Below are 20986 nucleotides of genomic sequence, written 5' to 3' on the forward strand. Positions count from 1 at the left end.
TGAATGAAACAAACCTATAACGAACTGCATCTCACCCCTAGTAGCGAATACTCACTTTTTATCGATTGTCTGATGAGCCTCAGCGATGAGGCCATTGAAGAAAAAGATGGCACCATCATTCTTCGAAGCGAAGATGACCTTGACATGATTCAATTTGGTATGGAAACCTTTGCAAAAGAGCTCTCCCTTGCGCTTGGCAAAAAAATTGATCTTGTTTCCGCCTTGTATGTAAAAGAAAATGAGGACTGGATATCGCAATATCGCAACTCCATACAGCCTTTACATGTAAAAGAGCTGTATATTCATCCTAGTTGGCTTGAAGATGACGCTTCAAAAATAAATATTATTATTGATCCGGCACTTGCATTTGGATCAGGCCATCATGAAACAACATACGGGTGTTTACTTCTTTTACAAAAATATGTACACAAAGATATTGCATTGCTCGATGTGGGATGCGGCAGTGGTATTTTGTCAATTGCCGCACGTAAATTGGGTGCCGTTGTTGATTTGTGTGATACGGACGAGCAAGCAACGAGTAGTGCTGCAGAAAATTTTAAATTAAACCATGAAGATTTTCATCGTATCTGGACAGGCTCCGTACAAAAACGTACACAAGAGTATAATATTGTAGTTGCGAACATTATTGCGGATGTGCTGATTATGCTTGCAACGGATCTTCAAAGTGCAGTTAAAAAAGATGGCTTGTTAATTTTATCGGGTATTTTAGATAAATATGTTGAGAAAGTTGAACAAAAATTTTCTTCCATGAAATGTATGGAAAAATACCAAAAAGATGAGTGGTTTACACTCGTGTTACAAAGGAACTAAATGAATCCGAATCAAAATAAAGATAATAAAAACGACAAAAAAAATAGCTTTTTTAACCAAAATCCTCTTTTGATGTTTGCTATTTTCTCGATCATCGTTATTTTACTTTTTAAAAATTTTACATCCGTCTCCGATAATGGAATGGCGGCAAACTTTAGCGTTCAAAACAGTGCAACAAAGAACATTAGCTATTATGATCTGAAAGAACTTATCAAAAAAAATCAGATTAGCTATGTCGCAATCGGACAAACTACCATAAAAGCATTTTCTAACGAAGGTGCTCAAAAAACAGTTTATATTGTCAAAAAAGTTGGTGAAGATAGCACGTTTATCCCTTTAATGGATGAGAAAAAAGTAGGGTATGGTGGCTATAACGAATCCAATATTTTTACAGAAATTTTATTTTCATGGGTCTTACCCGTGTTTGTCTTTTTTGGAATTTGGATGTTTCTGGCAAATAAAATGCAAAAAAATATGGGTGGCGGAATTCTTGGAATGGGGAGCAGTAAAAAGCTTGTCAATTCTGAAAAACCAAAAGTTAAATTCGAAGATGTTGCAGGTGTTGAAGAGGCAAAAGAAGAGGTCAAAGAGATTGTTGATTTTCTTAAGTTTCCAGACCGCTATATGAATTTAGGAGCAAAAATTCCTAAAGGTGTTCTTTTAGTAGGCCCTCCAGGTACGGGTAAAACGTTATTGGCAAAAGCTGTTGCAGGAGAAGCAAGTGTTCCTTTTTTCTCTGTTTCAGGATCAAGTTTTATTGAGATGTTTGTAGGCGTTGGCGCAAGCCGTGTACGTGATTTGTTTGAAAATGCTAAAAAAGAAGCACCTGCAATTGTCTTTATTGATGAGATTGATGCCATCGGTAAAAGCAGAGCCGCGAGTGGTATGATGGGTGGCAATGATGAAAGAGAACAAACACTCAATCAACTCCTTGCTGAAATGGATGGTTTTAGTTCTGATAAATCACCTGTTATTGTCCTAGCGGCAACCAATCGACCAGAAGTCTTGGATGCTGCGCTTTTACGACCAGGTCGTTTTGACAGACAAGTGTTAGTTGATAAACCTGATTTTCAAGGAAGAAAAGATATTTTAAAAGTTCACAGTGTGGATATTAAAATGGGTAAAGATATCAATCTTGAGGAGATCGCGCGTTTGACAGCTGGTCTTGCGGGAGCTGATCTTGCCAATATTATCAATGAAGCAGCTCTTTTGGGTGGTCGTAAAAATAAAGCCTATGTTGAACAAATTGATTTAGTAGAAGCTGTTGAAAGAGCTATTGCCGGACTTGAAAAGAAAAGCAGACGTATTAATCCGGAAGAAAAACGTATTGTTGCTTATCATGAAAGTGGCCATGCACTCATTGCTGAAACAACAACCGGTGCTAAAAAAGTCTCAAAAGTATCTATTATTCCAAGAGGCTTAGCGGCTCTTGGTTATACGTTGAATACCCCTGAAGAAAATAAATTTTTGATGCAAAAACATGAATTGATTGCAGAAGTTGATGTTCTTTTGGGAGGACGAGCCGCAGAAGAAGTTTTCTTAGGTGAAATTTCAACCGGTGCTGGTAACGATTTAGAGCGAGCCACAGATATTGTCAAAGCGATGGTGAGTATTTACGGCATGAGTGATGTCGCTGGGCTTATGGTTTTAGAAAAACAACGCAATACATTTTTAAACGGTGGCACAACCAAAGATTACAGTGACAAAATGGCTGAGAATCTTGATGAACATATTAAAAAGACGCTACAAGAACGTTATGTGATTGTCAAAGAGCGCTTAGAAGAGTACCGCGAATGTATTGAACGTATTGTTGCTAAATTAGGTGAGTACGAAACAATTGATGGTGAACAGTTACGCGAAGTGATTGTTGCTTTTGAAGAGGAGTTTAATATCCCTTCAAAGCTTAAACATGTCACTCCATCCAATAAAATTTCACACGAGCAACCCAACAGTGATGCGTAATTCGTACACCACAACACAAATTATTGCGAAAGAGGGCTGGAACAGAATCGTTCTAGCCTTTATGGTTTTTTTGCTCTCTTACGCACTTTCATTTTTTTCATGGTTTTTCTTTGCGATTTTTTTAGGAACGCTTTATGGGTACCGCAATCCAGAGCGTATTCCTGAAGAAGATGATGCGCGATGTATTATTGCACCGTTGGATGGAAAGATTACGAATATTTCAAAAATTAGTCTCAGCGATGGAAGCGATGTTCTTCGTATCGTCATTCGAAAATCATTTTGGGATGTAGGCATCCTAAGAGCACCAATGAGTATGGAAGTCACAAGCGTTAAAAATCGTTTTGGTCTTTTCATGGACTCATCATCCGCTCTTTTTGATACGTTATGTGAACGAAAAACACTGACATGTAAAACAGCATTTTCTCCGTTTAAAATTGTGATGAGTGTGGGGATACTAGGTCAAAAGATTGATTTTTTTCAAAAAACAGGTTTGTTTAAAACAAGTGAAAGAATAGGTTTTCTACGAGACGGTGAACTTGCCTTGTTAGTTCCACTTGATACGCGTGTAAAAGTTGTTTTAAACAATGAAGTTAAAGCCGGTGTGAGTGTACTTGGCTACCTTTCCTATAAGGATAAAGATGATCAATAATAATGGCAATAAATTACAATTAATTTATATTTTCCCAAATTTGTTTACCGCGGCTAGTGCTTTTTTGGGAATTATCAGTATCTTAGCTTCTGCCAGTGGACAATTTGAAAAAGCAGCAGTCTATATTTTATTATCTTTGATTTTTGATGGACTCGATGGCAGGGTTGCTCGTCTTACGAATGCAACCAGTAAATTTGGGGCTGAATTTGACTCTTTGGCGGATATTGTAGCCTTCGGTGTTGCACCAGCGATGCTTTTTTATTTTAGTATTGGGCATATGTACGGTAAATTGGGTTCTTTGCTGTGTGCAATGTATGTTGTTTTCGGGGCAATCAGACTGGCACGTTTTAACGTGATGATAGGTTCGGTTGAGCCATCCGTTTTTATAGGCGTACCTATTCCAACAGCCGCCGTTGTTGTTTCCATGTGGATATTGTTCTACAAAGAATATACCATGATGCAAGGGTTTGAAACTTTGATGCTTTTTGGACTTGCTGTTCTTTCTTTCTTGATGGTAAGTAATATTCGCTATCCAAGCTTTAAAAAAATTGATTTTAAGAAAGCCAATTTAATTAAGATACTTGTTTATATGGTTATCTCTTTCTCATTACTCTATCTTTATCCGATAGAAGTAGGGACATTTTTAATTACGCTCTATTTGATGTATGGATTGGTGCGAGGTGTTTATAATTTTGTCGTTGCTAAATATCATAAAAATTTAGTATAATACCCTCACTTTGAGTCATCAAAGAAATTTTTGCAAAGGAGAAGCGATGAATAGCGTTGATACCGGCATTATGAAATCAATCAAAATTTTACCTAAAATAGAGATCAAAAACGCTCTCCTGCACAAACTTCTCTCCCTCTAATCTACTCTTATTTTTATATTTTTAAAGACATACCCAAAGGATAAACACTATGGACAATAATACTATTATCATTTTTGATACGACATTACGCGATGGGGAACAAAGCCCTGGTGCTTCGATGAATACGGAAGAAAAAATTCAAATTGCATTGCAACTCCAAAAATTAGGGGTTGATGTTATTGAAGCAGGTTTTGCTGCGGCAAGTCCTGGTGATTTTGATGCAATTGCCAGAATTAGCGAGGTAATCACCAAAAGCCGTGTTTGCTCGTTAGCGAGAGCTTTAGACAAAGATATTAAAGCTGCAGGGGAAGCTGTAGCAAAAGCCAATTTAAGACGTATTCATACCTTTATTGCTACGAGTCCTATTCATATGCAGTACAAACTTAAAATGAGCCCGGACCAAGTTATCAAAAAAGCAGTTGAAGCCGTACAATATGCACGAACGTTTTGTGACGATATTGAGTTTAGTTGTGAAGATGCAGGTAGAAGTGACATTAGCTTTATGAAAGAAGTTCTTGATGCTGTTATCAATGCGGGAGCTTCTACGCTAAATATCCCTGATACGGTAGGCTATCGCCTACCAACAGAGATGGGCTCCATCATTAAATCATTGGCAGATTTTGTGGGCAATAGGGCTATTATCTCTGTGCATAATCATAACGATTTAGGCTTAGCGGTGGCTAACTCTTTAGCGTGTATTGAAAACGGTGCACGTCAGGTTGAATGTACGATTAATGGTTTAGGTGAGCGCGCTGGAAATGCGGCACTTGAAGAGATCGTGATGGCTCTTCGTACGCGTAAAGATTACTTTAGCGGCTATGAGACAAACATTAATATCAAAGAGATTTATCCAACCAGCAAGTTGGTCTCTTCAATTACCGGTATTGAGCCTCAGCCTAATAAAGCTATTGTCGGTAAAAACGCATTTTCGCATGAAAGTGGTATTCATCAAGACGGTGTTTTAAAACATACGCAAACGTATGAGATTATGAGTGCTAAAGACATTGGTTTAGATAAAAACTCCATTGTGCTTGGTAAACATTCAGGTCGCCATGCATTTAAAGACAAATTGAATAGTTTAGGTTATGAACTTAAAGATGAAGAAGTCAATGAAGCCTTTGATCGTTTTAAAATTTTAGCCGATCAGAAAAAAGAGATTTTTGATGATGATTTACGTGCGCTTGTTGCAGAAGAAATTACAAAAATTCCTCAAATTTTTGAATTGACACGCTTACAACTTTCAGATTGTGCACCAGGAGGCGTTCCAAGTGCTGCTGTGACAATCTTACATGAGGGAAAAGAGATTACGGATGCTGCCATCGGTAATGGTACAATGGATGCTATTTTTAAAGTTATTGATCGTGTGTGTGGGGTGAGTGGAGAATTGAAAGATTATAAAGTAGATGCTGTATCACAAGGTAAAGATGCGATGGCACGCGTGCTTGTTAAAGTCGTTTTTGATGAGAGCAAACCGGCGATTATGGGACATGGTCTTAGTGTAGATACTATGCTTGCAACGGCAAAAGCATATATTGGCGCACTTAACAGTTATATGTCTATGAAAGAGCGTTTACGTAGTGTCCAAAAGATTGAGCAAGAAGGGATTTAAAACGTTTTTACATGTAAAGGATTTTCTCCTTTACATGGTCTTTATTTAACGAGAGCAAATGTAAAATATTGTGAGATGAATCCTATATTTCCAATACTACGATATTGCGCATTTGCCGCTTCATAATTGCCTACTTCTTGATACAATAATCCTAAAGCGTATTTACTTTCGACATTACTTGGATCGGTAAGTTTTGAAAGTTCTAACAATGCAATGGCATTTTCACTGTGACCTGCACCGATTGCGGCAACGGAAGCTAAAAAGATAGTATGCGTGTCTTTTTGTTTGAAGTCATCTATAAGCTTATTGTACAGGGTAAATGCCTCTTCAAAATTATTGGTATAAATTTCCATATACGCTAGTGTCTGCATAATAGAAGGAATATCGACGCGCTCTTCTTCCATTTTTGCTTTGACACTGTTGCGTTTTTGATGCAATAACCCTCCAATTTGGAGCAGGGTAATATACTGCTCTTTAACAATTTTCGGTCCATAATAAAACGCATCATAATCCAAATTGAGATGATTGAATTCCATTTGTATGGCTTTAGCATAGTTCTTAATATCTTGTTTTTGATGTTTGACATTAAAGGCAATGATATTTGCCATAATATCTTTGGGGAGCAATGCTTGGAGCTTTTGCGTATTCAGACGGTAGAGACGGTCATTCCCCAATTTTTGAGCAGCAATGATATTTAAAACCAGACTGAGTGGTGTGTCATCTTTATCTTTTTCAATCCATCGTGTGAGTGAAAACTGATTGCCATCGGTAAGATGAATCAGTGAAGCGTAAAGACTATCTTTTTCCAAAGAGCTATTTTTAGCAATACTTTCTTTCACATCTTCACTTAACTTTGTGATGTCTTTACCAATGAGATTGCCACTCATCAAAGCAAAAACACCGGCTAAATAGTTGTTACTATCTAAATGGTAACTTTTTGAAAAATGTTTATAAGCTGCTGCATAATCACCCATTTGAGCGTAGGTTAATGCTAAATTGTAGTGCAGTATCGAGTGGTTTTTGTACTCTTCGACCATTTTAAGAAAAATTTCATTGGCTTCATAGACATGAAAGTCGAGTGCTTTTTTGATGCCTTTACTAATGGCAATATTAACTTTAGAAATTGTAGAGCTGGCTTTGAGGTATGAGAGGGCTGGCCCAATTTCATCAATGAAGATATTCATACTGCCTTTGCGAATATAATCAATCGTCTGTTTAGCATCAAATACTTTATACGGCGCATAATAGAAAATAAGATTATAGGTATTTTCATTGTCAAAGAAGAGCTCTTTTTCAAATTCACTTTGCGCTTTGTCCACATCAAACAGTGTAGGTCTTAAAATAGCACGCGTTTTATAAATAGGTGTGACATCGGTATTTTGAACTTTGACCACTTCGCTGATAAGCGAAGCCGTGTTGGCAAGGTTACCCAATTTATTTTCTACCAATGCCAATGCCATTTTTATTTTAGGATTTTCACTATCATTTTGTAGGGCTTTAGTGAGGTATGCTTTGGCTTTGGTGTAGTCACCTAGTTTTGCTTCGAGTAGGCCTAATGTAAAATTATCGCTCTCTCTCGCAATGGGTTCTAATACTTTAAGTGCGGCATCGTTGTAATTAAGTGAGGCTAAAATTTTGGAGGCGAGATATTTCTGATCGTCTTGATAAAAATCATTGATAGGATGTGAAACAGCGCTTAACGCTTCGTAATAGTAGTTTTTATAGTAGTGTACTAATCCAACGTAATAGGAATACAATGGCGCATTACTCTCTTCAGGAAGGTACGCGTACGCAAGATCAACATAATAGTGAAAGAGCTTTTTGTCTTTCATCTCTAAGGCACACACTGCAGCATTAATAGCGCTAATGCACCGATGTTCTTTATTCTGAATTGCTTTTTTGAACGCATCAAGAGCATCACTGAAATTGCGCTCTTTAAGTTTTGCAACACCAATATTATAAAAGGAGATAGCTTCATTATAAGTTGCAATTTTTTCATAAATTTTCAGCGCTTCATCTTTGTTGCCTTGTTCGTAAAGCAAATGCGCTTTTTTAATCATACCATCGAGTCTGGATGGCGAAAATTGTTCTTTGATAATAGGGGCTTCTTCAACTTTTGTAACGACAGCGGGGGGAGTTTCAGTGTGAGATTTTAATTTAATAATAACAATAATAGCAACGATAATGGCAAGAAGAAGTATGCCGCCAGCTAAGAGAAGGAGCAATAGTTTTTTCTTTTTAGTTTGTGTTGCTCTTTCATCAAAAGCAACAATCTCTAAACCGGTTCCTTCTTCACTGTTTTCCTCTTCAATAGGTGCAAATCCTTCTTCATTGGATGTTGCTCCATCGGCTTCGAGGATAACGACTTCTTCTTCAGCCATCTTACATGTACTTTTTCAAAACTTCAGGAATGGCTATCGTGCCATCTTCTTGTTGATAATTTTCCATAAGAGCAATGAGGGTTCGACCTACTGCCAATGATGAGCCATTGAGTGTATGTACCAAACGATTTTTACCATTATCTTTAAAGCGGATTTTGGCACGTCTGGCTTGGAAATCAAAGGTATTTGAGACTGAGCTGATTTCTCTGTATCTGTTTTGTCCTGGCAACCACACTTCAAGATCAACAGTTTTTGCCGCACTAAAGCCAAGGTCACCGCCACACAACATCAAATGACGGTGAGGAAGTCCTAGGGACGTCAAAAGGTCTGATGCGCAAGAGAGCATCTCTTCAAAAACAGCTTCACTTTGCTCAGGTGTCGTAATAGAGACAAGTTCTACTTTATCAAATTGGTGTTGGCGAATCATGCCTCTTGTATCACGCCCCGCGCTTCCTGCTTCTTTTCTAAAACAAGCAGAATAACAGGTCATTTTCAAAGGAAGCTCTTCTGCATTGAGAATTTCATCTCGAAAAAGATTGGTGACAGGAACTTCAGCAGTAGGAATTAAAAAGAGGTCTTCGCCTTCTATTTTGAAGAGGTCATCTTCGAATTTAGGTAGCTGTCCCGTGCCCATCAGTGTTTCGCGATTGACGATGTAGGGAACGGCGACTTCATGAAAACCGCGTGTTCGATTAAAATCTAACATATAATTAATCAGCGCGCGCTCAAGTCGTGCCGCTTCATTTTTCAACACGCTAAAACGACTTTTAGAGAGTTTGACACCTCTTTCAAAATCAATCCAATTTTGTTTACTATCGATATCCCAATGCTCTTTAGGCGTAAAAGAAAAGACACGAGGCTCAAGAACACGTTTTAACTCGACATTATCATTTTCATCTTCACCATCGGGGACTAAAGGTGAGGGCATATTTGGAATAACCGCAGCCATGGCTTCTAGCTTTTCTTCAAGGCTTCGAACACTTTCTGTTGCTTCAGCTATTTTTTCTTTGTTCAAAGAGAGTTCGGCTTTAAGTGCGCCTACATCTTTTCCCTCTTTTGCATAGACACCAAAAAGCTTACTTTTGGCATTTTGTTCTGCTTGCAAAGGCTCTAAAACAAGACGTGCACTTTTAAGTTCCAATGAAAGAACACGCAGTTCTTCTAAAAGACTCTCATCGACTTTTTTCTTGCGAAGGCTTTTAGCAACGGCATCAAAATCATTTTGTATCAGTTTTATATCTAACATACTTTCCCTTAACGATAAATTCCAACAAGATCACGAATAACACGCATTTTTTCACTAGCAATTTTACGTGTTTTAGCAGCACCGTCGTCTAAAATAGCAAACACTTCATCTTTATGGTCTAAATAATATGCTCTTTTTTCACGTGCTTCTGTAAAATAATCCCAAATCAGTGTGCTGAGGTAGGCTTTAAAATGACCATAGCCTTCACCACCTTTTTTGTAGCGTTCTTGCAATGCAACTACTTCGTCATTTTCCAAAAAGAGTTTAGCGAGTGCGTAGATATTGCATGTCGTATAATCTTTTGGCTCTTCCATCGGAGTAGAGTCGGTCACAATACGTGAAGTAGCCTTTTTGAGCTCTTTTTCAGTACAAAAAATATCAATGGTATTGCCATAGCTTTTACTCATTTTAGCACCATCAAGCCCAGGAACAGTTGCGACATTATCATCCACTCTAAATTCAGGCAGTGTAAAAATATCTCCGAAATCGTTGTTGAACTTTATCGCGATATCGCGTGTGATTTCAACATGTTGAATCTGGTCTTTTCCCACAGGAATGATGTCTGCGTCATACAGTAAAATATCGGCTGCCATAAGCACAGGGTAAGAGAAAAGGGCATGATTGGCCGCGATACCTTTAGCGACTTTATCTTTGTATCCATGGGCTCGCTCTAAAAGTCCCATCGGGGTGTATCCTGAAAGTACCCAGTAGAGTTCCAAAACTTCTTTGACATCCGATTGCGCCCACAAAGTTGCTTTTGTTGGGTCAATGCCAAGGCTTAAAAAGTTAATAGCTGCATCGAGCGTGTTGTTTTTAAGTGCTACCCCATCTTTTAAAGAGGTGAGGGCATGATAGTTGGGGATGAAAATAAATAGGTCGCTTGTTTCTTGAAGATCGACCATTTGTTTAATGGCACCAAAATAGTTTCCTATATGCAGTGCCCCTGAAGGTTGAATTCCCGTTAGTACTCTCATAAATCTATCCTAATCCTTTTTTAACTTTAAAACCTGAATAATGTCAGCCACAATCTCTTGTACACTGCGATTTTCAACATCAATAATAATATCTGCTTTAGCTTCGTAAAGGGATGAGCGCTCATTAAACAATGCGCGTGCTTTGTCTTCGTCAGTCAGTAGTGGACGCTTTGCCAATTTAAGATCAGCATTTTCATGGGCTTTTAAACGTGCTAAAATACCATCAAATGAAGAACGAAGATAGACAATCGTGCCAATTTTGTCGAGATTATCCACTTTAAAAAAACCACCGCCGGTTGAGATAATGGCATTTTTGACATTTTTTTGAAGCCATTTTGCTGTTTTCTTTTCAAGCTTGCGAAAATAACTTTCACTATTTTCTTCAAAAATTGCTTTAATCTTGCGGTTTTCCATACTCTCAATGAGGTCGTCCGTATCGAGTCCAAAACGTTTGGTGGTTTTAATGAGGGCTCTTGAAATCGTTCCTTTTCCCACACCCATAAAACCGATAAAAACAATATTTTTATTTTTAGGATTCAGCACCGTTGTCTTCCTGTTCGACGTCTCTTTCACCTTTAGCGCGAGGATAAAGGAGAATTGGAGAGCCTTCTAAGTTAAAATGCTCACGTAATTTATTGGCAAGATAGCGTCTATAGCTAAAATGAAGGGAACGCGGTTTATTCATAACCAACGCGATACGTGGAGGCTTTGTTAAGTATTGGGTCGCAAAATAAATTTTGACGACTTTTGAGTGGTCACTTGGAATTTGATGCTTAATTGTCGCATCTTTGATGACTTCATTGAGGACACGTGTTGGAAGATGTTGTGAATAATTGGCATAGACTTCTAAAATCATATCTTTGATTTTTGAAACCCTTTGTTTGCTTTTTGCCGAAACGGTAATCAGTGGCGCATAGGAAAGAAACTTAAATCGGTGTCTGACTTCAGCGGTCACTTTTTCATAATCATCCATCGCATTGTCCCATTTATTTAACACAATGATACATGCAAGATGATTCTCTTCTACCAGCCCTGCAATACGCTCATCCAGCTCTAAAAAGGGTTCACTGGTGTCTAAAACAAGTAATGCAATGTTGGCACGTTCTAGCATCTCTTTGGTGCGCATAAGTGCAAACTTTTCAATGCCTTCTATCTTTCCACGGCGGCGAAGCCCCGCAGTATCGACAAAATTGATAATTTTATCTTCGTACTCAATACTCTCATCCACAGGGTCAATCGTTGTGCCAGCCACACTACTCACCACAGCGCGTTGTTTACCAACAAGAGCATTTAGAAGAGAACTTTTCCCAACATTCACACGTCCAATAATCGCAACATTGATTTGATTGGTTTCGACTTCTTCGACGATTTCAGGAATCGCTTCTTCTTCATCGTCTTCCTCAAAGGATTCTTCTTCATCCCAATCGTCTTCAACGTCTTCATCATCATTCTCATCTTCATCGCTTGGCGGTGGTGTTGCACCTTCCACTGCTGGTAAAAATCCACCGATCCACTCTAAAAGAGCACTGACCCCTCGGTTATGAGAGACTGAAATTGGGAAAACATTTTCCGCACCAAATTCACTAAATTCCCAAGCGCGTTCCATCTCTTTATCGTTGTCAATTTTATTGATGACTAAGGCAATGGGCTTATTGCGTGCTTGCAGTGCATAAAAAATCTTTTTTTCTTCATCACTTGGAAGGAGTTTGCCATCGACGACCATGATGATGATATCTGCTTTTTTAGACGTCTCCATAGACATATTATGAACGTTTTCAAAGAGCTCAGATGATTTATCAAGTCCGCCTGTATCGAGGATAAGGCAAGGTTTTTCAGTGATATAAACTTGTTGTGTTTTAATATCGCGTGTTGTGCCGCTAAAATCAGACGTAATAGCGATACGTTGTTTAGCGATACGGTTAAAAAGGGAGCTTTTGCCAACATTGGGCAGCCCGATAATTGCTATTTTTTTCATAGTAACCTTTAATAATGTGTACCTAAATGGGATACATTATACCTTTTGTTTGCTGTTATTTTGGTAAACTCTCAACATAGAGCGATTGGCTAGGGAAGGCAAAACTGGTTCCATGTTTTGCGACAATCTGCATGATTTTAAAATTGACATCTTCTCTTACATGTAAATAATCATTCCAGACCGTTGTTTTCGTAAAACAGTAGAGAAAAATGCTTAACGCGCTGTTCTCAAATTCATCAAAATTAACAAGAATGGTCTCTTGGTGAATATCGGGATGGTTTTTGAGCATCGTTTTAATGTCGCTTACAATTGCTTGCATTTGCTCAACCGTGGTGCTGTACGTAAGTCCAATTCTCGTTCGAATGCGACGTTTTCCCATACGTGACCAATTAGTAATGGGTGTATTGGCAAGCGTTGCATTAGGAACACTGACTAATGCTTGGGCAAACGTACGCACTTTGGTGGAACGAATACCTATCTCTTCAATAAACCCTTCCACTAAAGGCGTCTCGACCCAATCGCCAACTTTAAAAGGACGGTCACCAAAGATAACGAGCGAACCGAAAAGATTGGCAACCGTATCTTTCGCTGCCAAAGCAAATGCCAAACCTCCAAGACCCAGCGATGCAACAAAGGCGCTCACATTGATGCCCCATTCTTGTAAAATAGCCATGAGTCCTAGTGCGATAATAATCACACGCATGGTTTTGGTCAAAAAGTTTTGAATATCGGAATGGAGTTCTTTGCCAAATTTTGAAGAAAAAAGATGAAAAAGGTGTGAAAATGCATCCACGAGGCGATACAAAATCCAAAAAATAACAAAGATAAAGACGGAGCGAACAAACAACTCTAAAAAGCGGTCAATGCCATCAACAGGAAGCCATCGCATCGAGAAATAAGCGCCACCTAAAACAATTGAGACTTTTAAAGGCTCTTCAATAACATCAATGAGTTTATCATCGTTAAGTGTTTTTGTTCTGTTGGCAAGTTTGCGTAATGGTTTGAGCAGAATCTTGCTCAGTAAGGTACGACATAAAAGTGAAAAAAAGAAAATTGCGATAGCAATGCCTATGTGTGTGATAGGAATGCCCCACAGCTTATAGTTTAGAATAAGATGAAAATCCATACTCTCTCCCGAAGCTAAGATGTAAAAATCAACGGATTTTAACACATAATGGATTAAGATTACGTATTTATGGTCTTCATTGGAGTGAGCGTGAAAGAGTTTTTTTTAGGGATTAACAAAGGTGTTATCTTTATGTTAATTTCTTCATTTAGTTTTGCCTTTGATGGTGCTTTTGCAAAAGTACTCAGTCATGACATGGATTCAGTAGAAGTCGTTTTTTTTCGTAATGGACTTACGATGCTTTTTGTCGCCTTAAGTATTTTTAAATTGCCGATTAAACAAGTAGGCGGCAAGCCTTGGCTACTGCTTTTTAGAGCCTTGATTGGATTTGCTTCGATGTTGGTTTTCTTTTACAATATTGCGCATATCCCTTTGGCCGATGCCATTACCTTCTCGCGTACAGCACCTATTTTTACCGCTATTTTGGCGTTTATTTTTCTGAAAGAAAAGATTGGTTGGAAAGGCTGGGTTGCTGTATTTGTTGGGTTTATCGGCATTGTTTTTGTCATGAAACCCAGTGGATTGATGCTCTCAAAAACAGATTTGTTTGGGCTGTTTAGCGGTCTTGGCGCGGCACTGGCTTATACCAGCGTGCGTGAACTCAATAAAGTCTATGACACTCGCGTCATTGTGTTGGCTTTCACATCAACAGGAACGATTTTCCCTGCACTTTTTATGGTTTTGAGTGATTATTTTCACACACCTATGTTTGATTTCATGTTGGGACATTTTGTAATGCCCTCAGGCGTAGCGTGGCTTTATATCATTTTGATGGGCTTTTCAGGTGCCATTGGTCAGGTCTATATGACCAAAGCATTTGCAACCACGAAAGCAGGCATTGTCGGCGCTGCTGGATATTCTATTATTTTCTTTTCACTGATTATCGGCATTTTTTTAGGAGATGCCTTACCAGATTTTGCTGGACTATTTGGTATACTCTTAGTCGTTCTTAGTGGAATTATCGTAGCAAAGGAGAAAGAGTGATTTTAATTGCAGGACCATGTGTCATTGAAAGCAGAGACAACCTGTTTCGGGTTGCAGAACAATTAATGCCTTATCATGAAGATACAACCATAGATTTTTATTTTAAAAGCAGTTTTGACAAAGCCAATCGAACCAGTATTGATAGTTTTAGAGGTCCAGGTATGGATGAGGGTTTAAAACTACTCGATGAGGTACGAAAAGAGTTTGGATACAACCTCTTAACCGATATTCATGATTACACCCAAGCCAAACCGGTAGGTGAGGTGGTTGATGTGCTTCAAATCCCCGCATTTTTATGCCGCCAAACGGATTTGTTGGTTGCAGCAGCACAGACGAAATGCGTGGTCAATATCAAAAAGGGGCAGTTTTTAAATCCTGCTGATATGCGCTATTCGGTCAAAAAAGTGCTCGATACCAGAGGTATCAAAGAAGAGGGGTATGCAGCAGCCAAAAAAGCTGGCGTATGGCTTACTGAGCGAGGAAGCACGTTTGGATACGGCAATTTAGTCGTCGATGCACGCAGTTTTGTCATTATGAGAGAGTTTGCGCCCGTTGTTTTTGATGCAACGCATTCGGTGCAAATGCCTGGAATGGAAGGGGGCAAAAGCGGTGGAAAACGCGAATACGTCCGTCCTCTTTCACGCGCAGCTGCGGCTGTGGGCGTGGATGGTTTCTTCTTTGAAACCCATTTTAATCCATGCGAAGCGTTGTGCGACGGTCCGAATATGCTTGATTTAGATGATTTGTCGTTGGCAATACGTGACATTAAGGCAATTCAAAATACCCTAAAGGTGTAGGTATGCAATTGATTCCAACACGAAATATTCTTCTGAATGTAGGTGATGCGGAGCACAAAAGGCAAGAAATCAGGGACTATTTTTTAAAAACATATAGCCTTTACGAAAAACTTTTTGAACTGATGAAGGATGAAGAGAGTTACTACCTCACGGCAGACCCGCTGCGTCATCCTTTGGTTTTTTATTTTGGACACACTGCGACATTTTTTATCAATAAACTTGTTCTTGCCAAACTCTTAGATAAGCGTATCAATCCTACGTATGAGTCCATTTTTGCCATTGGTGTGGATGAAATGAGTTGGGATGATTTGAACCAAGAACATTATAAATGGCCTAAAATCGCTGAAATTAAAGCGTATCGTGATGCGGTGAAAACCAAAATTCTAGAACTGATAGATACGTTACCTCTTCGTATGCCTATTTCATGGGATAGCCCATTTTGGGCAATTTTGATGGGGATTGAGCATGAACGCATTCATCTTGAAACATCATCGGTTTTAATACGCCAACTTCCACTGACAAAAGTTCAGCCAAGCGATTTTTGGAAAGTCTGTCCTCTTGATACACCCATTGTGGAAAATACGTTATTACATGTAAACGGAACAACACTTCGTTTGGAAAAGAAAAAAGACGATGCATTGTACGGATGGGATAACGAATACGGTTTACATATAAAAGAGGTCAAAGCATTCAAAGCTTCGAAATACCTTGTCAGTAATGCCGAATTTTTGAGTTTTATTGAAGATAGTGGTTATGAAAATGAGTGCTATTGGAATGAAGAGGGGTGGAAATGGAAGTGCTATAAAAACGCCACAATGCCTCTTTTCTGGCGCAAAGATACGTCAGGCTACCGTCTTCGATTGGTAGCAGAAGAGATAGCGATGCCATGGAGTTGGCCTGTTGAGATTAATTATCTTGAAGCCAAAGCCTTTTGTAATTGGAAAAGTGCCAAAACAGGCAAGTCGATACGCCTTCCAAGTGAGGAAGAGTGGTATGTTCTGCGCGATTTACATGTAAAAAAAGATGAGCCTTTTTGGGAGAAGGCTCCTGGTAATGTCAATTTGGAATATTTTGCCTCATCTGTCCCTGTCGATACCTTCACTTTTGGTGAATTCTATGATGTCATCGGCAATGTGTGGCAGTGGAGTGAAACCCCTATGAATGGGTTTGATGGCTTTGAAGTTCATCCCCTTTATGATGATTTTTCGGTTCCTACATTTGATGATAGACACACTATCATGAAAGGCGGTTCGTGGATTAGCACAGGCAATGAACTGATTCGCTCTTCTCGTTATGCATTTCGCCGTCATTTTTATCAACATGCAGGATTTCGTTATGTTGAATCGAATGACCCGGTGGAAACACACTCTGTATTTTATGAAACTGATTTTGCCCTTTCTGAAATTTGCCATGCTCATTTTGGTGAAAAAGAGAGTAATTACTATGAGACAATGGCTCAGTTTTGTATTGATTTGGGGAGTGCCAAAACCAAAGCATTGGAGATTGGGTGTGGCATAGGGCGCGGAACCTTTGCACTTGCAAAAGCATTTTCTATGGTTCATGGTATTGAATTTACGGCGCGAGTCGTACGTTTAGCAACGAATTTCAAAGAGAGCGGAAAACTCAAATATGCCCTGAAAGAAGAGGGCGAATTAGCTTCGTTTCTTGAGCGGAATCTCAGTGATTTTGGCATCGACCCTAAGTCTCAAAAAGTAGAGTTTTGGCAAGCAGACCCACACAATATGAAGCCTTATTTTGATGGCTATGACCTCATTCTTGCCAATGATATTTTAGATACGCTTTATGATCCAGCGCTGTTTTTAAAGACGATAAAAGAGCGGCTCAATGAGAAGGGGTTATTGGTGATTGCAAGCAGCTACGACTGGGATGAAAGTAAAACACCGAAGGAAAAATGGTTGGGTGGCATTAAAAAAAATGGTGAAAAGTACAGTACATACGATGCTTTAAACGAACATCTAAGTTCATCGTTTATCAACATGCAAGAGCCAGTAAACATGGCGTTAGTACGCTATGTCAGCGAGCGCAAAAGTGTGATAAAAACGTTACACGTGAGCGTGTGGAAAAAACGATAATAGTTCTCTAATCAAAAATGCGGTATTATTGAACCACTTTACAAATAATTGAAGGATTGTTATGAATATCATTGAAGGAAAATTATCCCTTAGTGGCAAAGAAAAAGTAGCCATCATTAACAGTAGATTTAACCATATTATTACGGATCGTCTTGTTGAAGGTGCCCGTGACGCTTTTATTCGTCATGGTGGTGATGAAAAACATTTAGACCTTATATTAGTTCCGGGCGCATATGAAATTCCCTTAGCACTTGATAGAATCTTAAGCAGTGGTAAATACGATGCGGTATGTTGTGTCGGTGCTGTGATTCGCGGAAGTACACCGCATTTTGATTATGTTGCAGCTGAGACAACAAAAGGCGTTGCCAATACCGCACTCAAATATCAAAAACCCGTTACCTTTGGTGTTTTAACAACCGATACGATTGAGCAAGCGATTGAACGTGCGGGTAGTAAAGCCGGAAACAAAGGGTTTGAAGCGATGACAGGTTTGATTGAGCTTATTAGCCTTTACAAAAACCTTTAAGGAACTCTTTTGGCAACACGACATCAAGCACGAGAAAGTATTATAGGTCTTTTGTACGCAGAAGACATTGGTAACGCAGGCATTGAAAAATTTATTGATGAACTTTTTGAAGAAAAAAAGATTCGCAATCAGCAAAAAGAGTTTGCATTAGGACTGTATCATGGTGTTAAAGAGCATCTTGAAGTTATAGACGCTGCGATTAATTGCCACCTGAAAGAGTGGAATTTAAGTGAAATTGGTACGATTGAACGCGCTATTTTGCGTTTGGGCGGTTATGAAGTGCTTTATTCATCGTTGGATAATGCTGTTGTCATTAATGAAGCGATTGAACTTGCTAAAAAGCTCTGTAATGAAACCAGTCCAAAATTTATTAATGGTGTTTTAGATGCCATTTGTAAAGATCAGGAAAATAAGCAATGAAGCTTTGTGTCGCACTTGATCTTCCTAGCAAAGCCGAAAATTTAAATTTAATACAAAAACTAAAAAGCGAAGATGCCTGGCTTAAAGTCGGCCTTCGCTCCTTTATCCGCGATGGCAAATCGCTTCTTGAAGAGATAAAAACCATCAATCCCTCTTTTAAAATCTTTTTAGACCTTAAAATTCATGATATTCCCAATACAATGGCAGATGCGGCAGAGTCTATGGTTGGGCTTGGCGTGGAGATGTTTAATGTTCATGCCTCTAGTGGTAAAAAAGCGATGCAAACCGTTATGGAACGGGTGAATGCTTTGCCAAAACCACCTATCGTTTTAGCCGTGACGGCATTGACCAGTTTTGATAATGCGTCTTTTGAAGCGGTGTACAACGCTCCCATTGCCGAAAAAGCAGTGACATTTGCTAAAGATGCTTATGAAAGTGGTATTCATGGTGTTGTCTGTTCTGTTTTTGAAAGCCACGCGATCAAATCGCATACCAGCCGCTCTTTTTTAACATTGACACCTGGCATTCGCCCTTTTGGCGAAAGCAGTAACGATCAAGAAAGAGTAGCCGATTTAGCCCTTGCCAAAGAACAACTCTCCGATTTTATTGTTGTTGGACGCCCTATATATCAAAGTCCAGACCCCCTAGGGATTGTTAAAAAAATTCTTGAAAATATATAAATTATAAGAGGTAAGAATGGTCCAAAAAATATTGCTTAGTATTGTCTTATTTTGTGCTGTAAGTATTGTTGCGTTTTTTTTGCTCATTAAAGTGATTGATTTTAATGAATATAAACCAAGAATTCAAAAAGCCATCAAAGAGAGTACCGGCTATGAGATTGTCATTCATGGCGATATTGCACTCTCATTATCCCCAGCAGGTGTTAGTATCTCAGATATTGAAGTATCGAATCCTTATTATAAACCAGAAGCACCTTTTGCAAAGCTAGGGAGTTTTGACATTGCGCTTGATTTATCGGCTCTTTTGAAAAAAGAGGTAAAAGTCAGTCATCTTTCATTGGACAATTTAACGTTGGTGATTGAAAAAAACAGTGATGGTAACTTCAATTATGTTTTGCCAAAAACGGCCAAAGAAGCAGTCTCTACCCCAAAAGCTCCAGACAGCAATGTTACGGCGGAACTTGACGCTAATTTTCCTTTGGTCAATGTCACAAAAGTAAAATTTAGCAATGCAAACATTTTGTATAAAGATGTGAATGGTAGCGATGAAGCGGCATTTCAAAAAGTTGATCTTGAAATGAATAATATTAACTATGACCCTACTAAACATCAGCTTCAAGGGCTCTCTTTCTTAGCGAAAACGCATATTGATAAAATCGTGTACGATAAATATTTTATCAGTGATATCTCAATGGCATTGGAGATGAAAGATGCCATAGCTGTCAGTGAAAATCTTAAATATACTCTTTTTGATACGCCTATTGTAGGTAGCGGCAAGTTTGATTTTAGCGGTAAACAGCCTAAAATTTTAATTAAAAATAAGATAGATGGCTTAAAACTTTCAACGCTTTCAAAAGCACTTTTTAACAAAGATTTGCTAGATGGCACCGCCAATGGCGATATCAAGCTCTCTTTCTTTGTGGGAGATGCCTTAAGTTTCAAAAGTACCATTAATGGGTATATTCACCTATCCGGTAAAGATATAACACTTACAGGTTATGATATAGATAAAATGGCAACATTGTTTGATGCTCCATCTTCTCCTAAAAATTTAAATACGCTTTTAGCTCCCTTAGAAGGGTTACAAGGTGGAAAAAGCGTGCTTAAAGAGGTCAATACCAATGTTGATGTTGGTTATTCAGAAATTCAACTCAGCGATGTCGCTTTAAGTACCGCAAAAAACAGAGCAGCACTTAAAGGGACCGTAAATATTGTTGATGAGAAGTTTGTTGATGTTCAAGCCGCACTTTTAAACGCAAAAGGGTGTGCAACTGTTCAACAAAAAATTAGTGGAACATTTGCTAAGCCTAACATGAAAATGGATGAATCCACGGTAACGACACTGACGAATGTCGCTCTTTCTTTTTTGGTCAAACCGAAGAAAACAGTACCGGTTCAAACAGAGCAGGCAAGTGATGAAAATTGTACTGTATTTTATGAAGGAGTTGTCGCACACCCTGTACCGTGAAAATAAATATGGAATATGTTTTGCTTTTTTAAGATGAATTATATTGATCTTAAAAAGGAGTACCAATGCATTTTATAGAAGGTGTTGAGCTCATCGTGATGCTTAAGAGTAAGATTGAGGAAGCGAAAAAAACAGATCAAGTAAGCGCTAAAAAACTTCAAAAATTACTTGAAAAGCTTTTAAAATCACAAGATGCAGCGTACATTTAACCGATAAACGGCTTAAGTAACGCCACTTAAGCCGTTTATTATTTACTCTTGCTATAATTGCACTCTACTTTTTACTTGGACAGATGGGTGAGTGGCTGAAACCACATCCCTGCTAAGGATGCGTCGGGGTAACCTGACCGAGGGTTCAAATCCCTCTCTGTCCGCCACCAAACTTCCAAATATTTTT

Annotated in this window: 19 protein-coding genes and 1 tRNA gene; 14 read left to right on the top strand and 6 right to left on the bottom strand. The window is 38.7% G+C overall.

Annotated elements, in window-relative coordinates; translation table 11 throughout:
• Positions 1-3 precede the first annotated feature (3 nt).
• The 5 genes from AC5SLP_RS08270 (at position 4) to AC5SLP_RS08290 (ending at position 5920) form a co-directional block, all read left to right on the top strand.
• A complete protein-coding gene (locus AC5SLP_RS08270) occupies positions 4-831 on the top strand; it encodes a 50S ribosomal protein L11 methyltransferase (RefSeq protein ID WP_495254689.1) in 828 nt (275 codons plus the stop codon).
• Positions 832-2793, top strand: a complete 1962-nt coding sequence (gene ftsH, locus AC5SLP_RS08275) for an ATP-dependent zinc metalloprotease FtsH (RefSeq protein WP_495254690.1) — start codon at positions 832-834, stop codon at positions 2791-2793.
• Complete coding sequence (locus AC5SLP_RS08280) at positions 2741-3442, top strand: phosphatidylserine decarboxylase (RefSeq protein WP_495254691.1); 702 nt, start codon at positions 2741-2743, stop codon at positions 3440-3442. The genes ftsH and AC5SLP_RS08280 overlap by 53 nt, the downstream gene beginning before the upstream one ends.
• On the top strand, positions 3432-4169 hold the full coding sequence (pssA, locus tag AC5SLP_RS08285; RefSeq protein ID WP_495254692.1) for a CDP-diacylglycerol--serine O-phosphatidyltransferase: 738 nt from the start codon (positions 3432-3434) through the stop codon (positions 4167-4169). Before AC5SLP_RS08280 ends, pssA begins: the two co-directional genes overlap by 11 nt.
• Before the next feature lie 191 nt (positions 4170-4360).
• Positions 4361-5920: a 2-isopropylmalate synthase gene (locus AC5SLP_RS08290; protein ID WP_495254693.1), complete on the top strand. Its 1560-nt coding sequence runs from the start codon at positions 4361-4363 to the stop codon at positions 5918-5920.
• A 41-nt stretch (positions 5921-5961) separates the two neighbouring features.
• Here AC5SLP_RS08290 and AC5SLP_RS08295 read toward each other — a convergent pair whose 3' ends face one another.
• Genes AC5SLP_RS08295 through AC5SLP_RS08320 form a run of 6 tightly spaced genes read right to left on the bottom strand, consistent with a single transcriptional unit; the run spans position 5962 to position 13622 of the window.
• Entirely contained in the window at positions 5962-8301 is a 2340-nt protein-coding gene (locus tag AC5SLP_RS08295; protein WP_495254694.1) for a tetratricopeptide repeat protein, read from the bottom strand.
• A 1-nt stretch (position 8302) separates the two neighbouring features.
• Positions 8303-9547: a serine--tRNA ligase gene (gene serS / locus AC5SLP_RS08300; protein WP_495254695.1), complete on the bottom strand. Its 1245-nt coding sequence runs from the start codon at positions 9545-9547 to the stop codon at positions 8303-8305.
• An 8-nt stretch (positions 9548-9555) separates the two neighbouring features.
• On the bottom strand, positions 9556-10521 hold the full coding sequence (gene trpS / locus AC5SLP_RS08305) for a tryptophan--tRNA ligase (protein WP_495254696.1): 966 nt from the start codon (positions 10519-10521) through the stop codon (positions 9556-9558).
• Between the two features lie 9 nt (positions 10522-10530).
• The gene (locus tag AC5SLP_RS08310) at positions 10531-11061 is read right to left on the bottom strand and encodes a shikimate kinase (protein ID WP_495254798.1); all 531 of its coding nucleotides are present in this window, start codon (positions 11059-11061) and stop codon (positions 10531-10533) included.
• Positions 11051-12496, bottom strand: a complete 1446-nt coding sequence (gene der, locus AC5SLP_RS08315; RefSeq protein WP_495254697.1) for a ribosome biogenesis GTPase Der — start codon at positions 12494-12496, stop codon at positions 11051-11053. The genes AC5SLP_RS08310 and der overlap by 11 nt, the downstream gene beginning before the upstream one ends.
• A gap of 55 nt (positions 12497-12551) precedes the next feature.
• The gene (locus tag AC5SLP_RS08320) at positions 12552-13622 is read right to left on the bottom strand and encodes a mechanosensitive ion channel family protein (protein WP_495254698.1); all 1071 of its coding nucleotides are present in this window, start codon (positions 13620-13622) and stop codon (positions 12552-12554) included.
• Positions 13623-13691: 69 nt separating this feature from the next.
• Between AC5SLP_RS08320 and AC5SLP_RS08325 the strand changes: the two genes are divergently transcribed.
• The 9 genes from AC5SLP_RS08325 (at position 13692) to AC5SLP_RS08365 (ending at position 20966) form a co-directional block, all read left to right on the top strand.
• On the top strand, positions 13692-14606 hold the full coding sequence (locus AC5SLP_RS08325; protein WP_495254699.1) for a DMT family transporter: 915 nt from the start codon (positions 13692-13694) through the stop codon (positions 14604-14606).
• The gene (kdsA, locus tag AC5SLP_RS08330; protein ID WP_495254700.1) at positions 14603-15403 is read left to right on the top strand and encodes a 3-deoxy-8-phosphooctulonate synthase; all 801 of its coding nucleotides are present in this window, start codon (positions 14603-14605) and stop codon (positions 15401-15403) included. The genes AC5SLP_RS08325 and kdsA overlap by 4 nt, the downstream gene beginning before the upstream one ends.
• A gap of 2 nt (positions 15404-15405) precedes the next feature.
• On the top strand, positions 15406-17496 hold the full coding sequence (gene ovoA, locus AC5SLP_RS08335) for a 5-histidylcysteine sulfoxide synthase (RefSeq protein WP_495254701.1): 2091 nt from the start codon (positions 15406-15408) through the stop codon (positions 17494-17496).
• A gap of 61 nt (positions 17497-17557) precedes the next feature.
• A complete protein-coding gene (gene ribH, locus AC5SLP_RS08340; protein ID WP_495254702.1) occupies positions 17558-18022 on the top strand; it encodes a 6,7-dimethyl-8-ribityllumazine synthase in 465 nt (154 codons plus the stop codon).
• A 9-nt stretch (positions 18023-18031) separates the two neighbouring features.
• Complete coding sequence (gene nusB / locus AC5SLP_RS08345; RefSeq protein ID WP_495254703.1) at positions 18032-18442, top strand: transcription antitermination factor NusB; 411 nt, start codon at positions 18032-18034, stop codon at positions 18440-18442.
• Positions 18439-19122 carry an orotidine-5'-phosphate decarboxylase gene (pyrF, locus tag AC5SLP_RS08350; protein ID WP_495254704.1) on the top strand — a complete coding sequence of 228 codons (684 nt, stop codon included), beginning with the start codon at positions 18439-18441 and terminating at the stop codon, positions 19120-19122. Before nusB ends, pyrF begins: the two co-directional genes overlap by 4 nt.
• A gap of 16 nt (positions 19123-19138) precedes the next feature.
• Positions 19139-20590 (top strand): AsmA family protein, encoded by a 1452-nt coding sequence (locus tag AC5SLP_RS08355; protein WP_495254705.1) that lies wholly within the window; start codon positions 19139-19141, stop codon positions 20588-20590.
• 65 nt (positions 20591-20655) lie between these two features.
• Positions 20656-20799, top strand: a complete 144-nt coding sequence (locus AC5SLP_RS08360) for a hypothetical protein (RefSeq protein ID WP_495254706.1) — start codon at positions 20656-20658, stop codon at positions 20797-20799.
• Between the two features lie 77 nt (positions 20800-20876).
• A tRNA-Ser gene (locus AC5SLP_RS08365) sits at positions 20877-20966 on the top strand.
• Positions 20967-20986: the final 20 nt, after the last annotated feature.

This window comes from Sulfurospirillum sp. E15m, assembly GCF_059415145.1.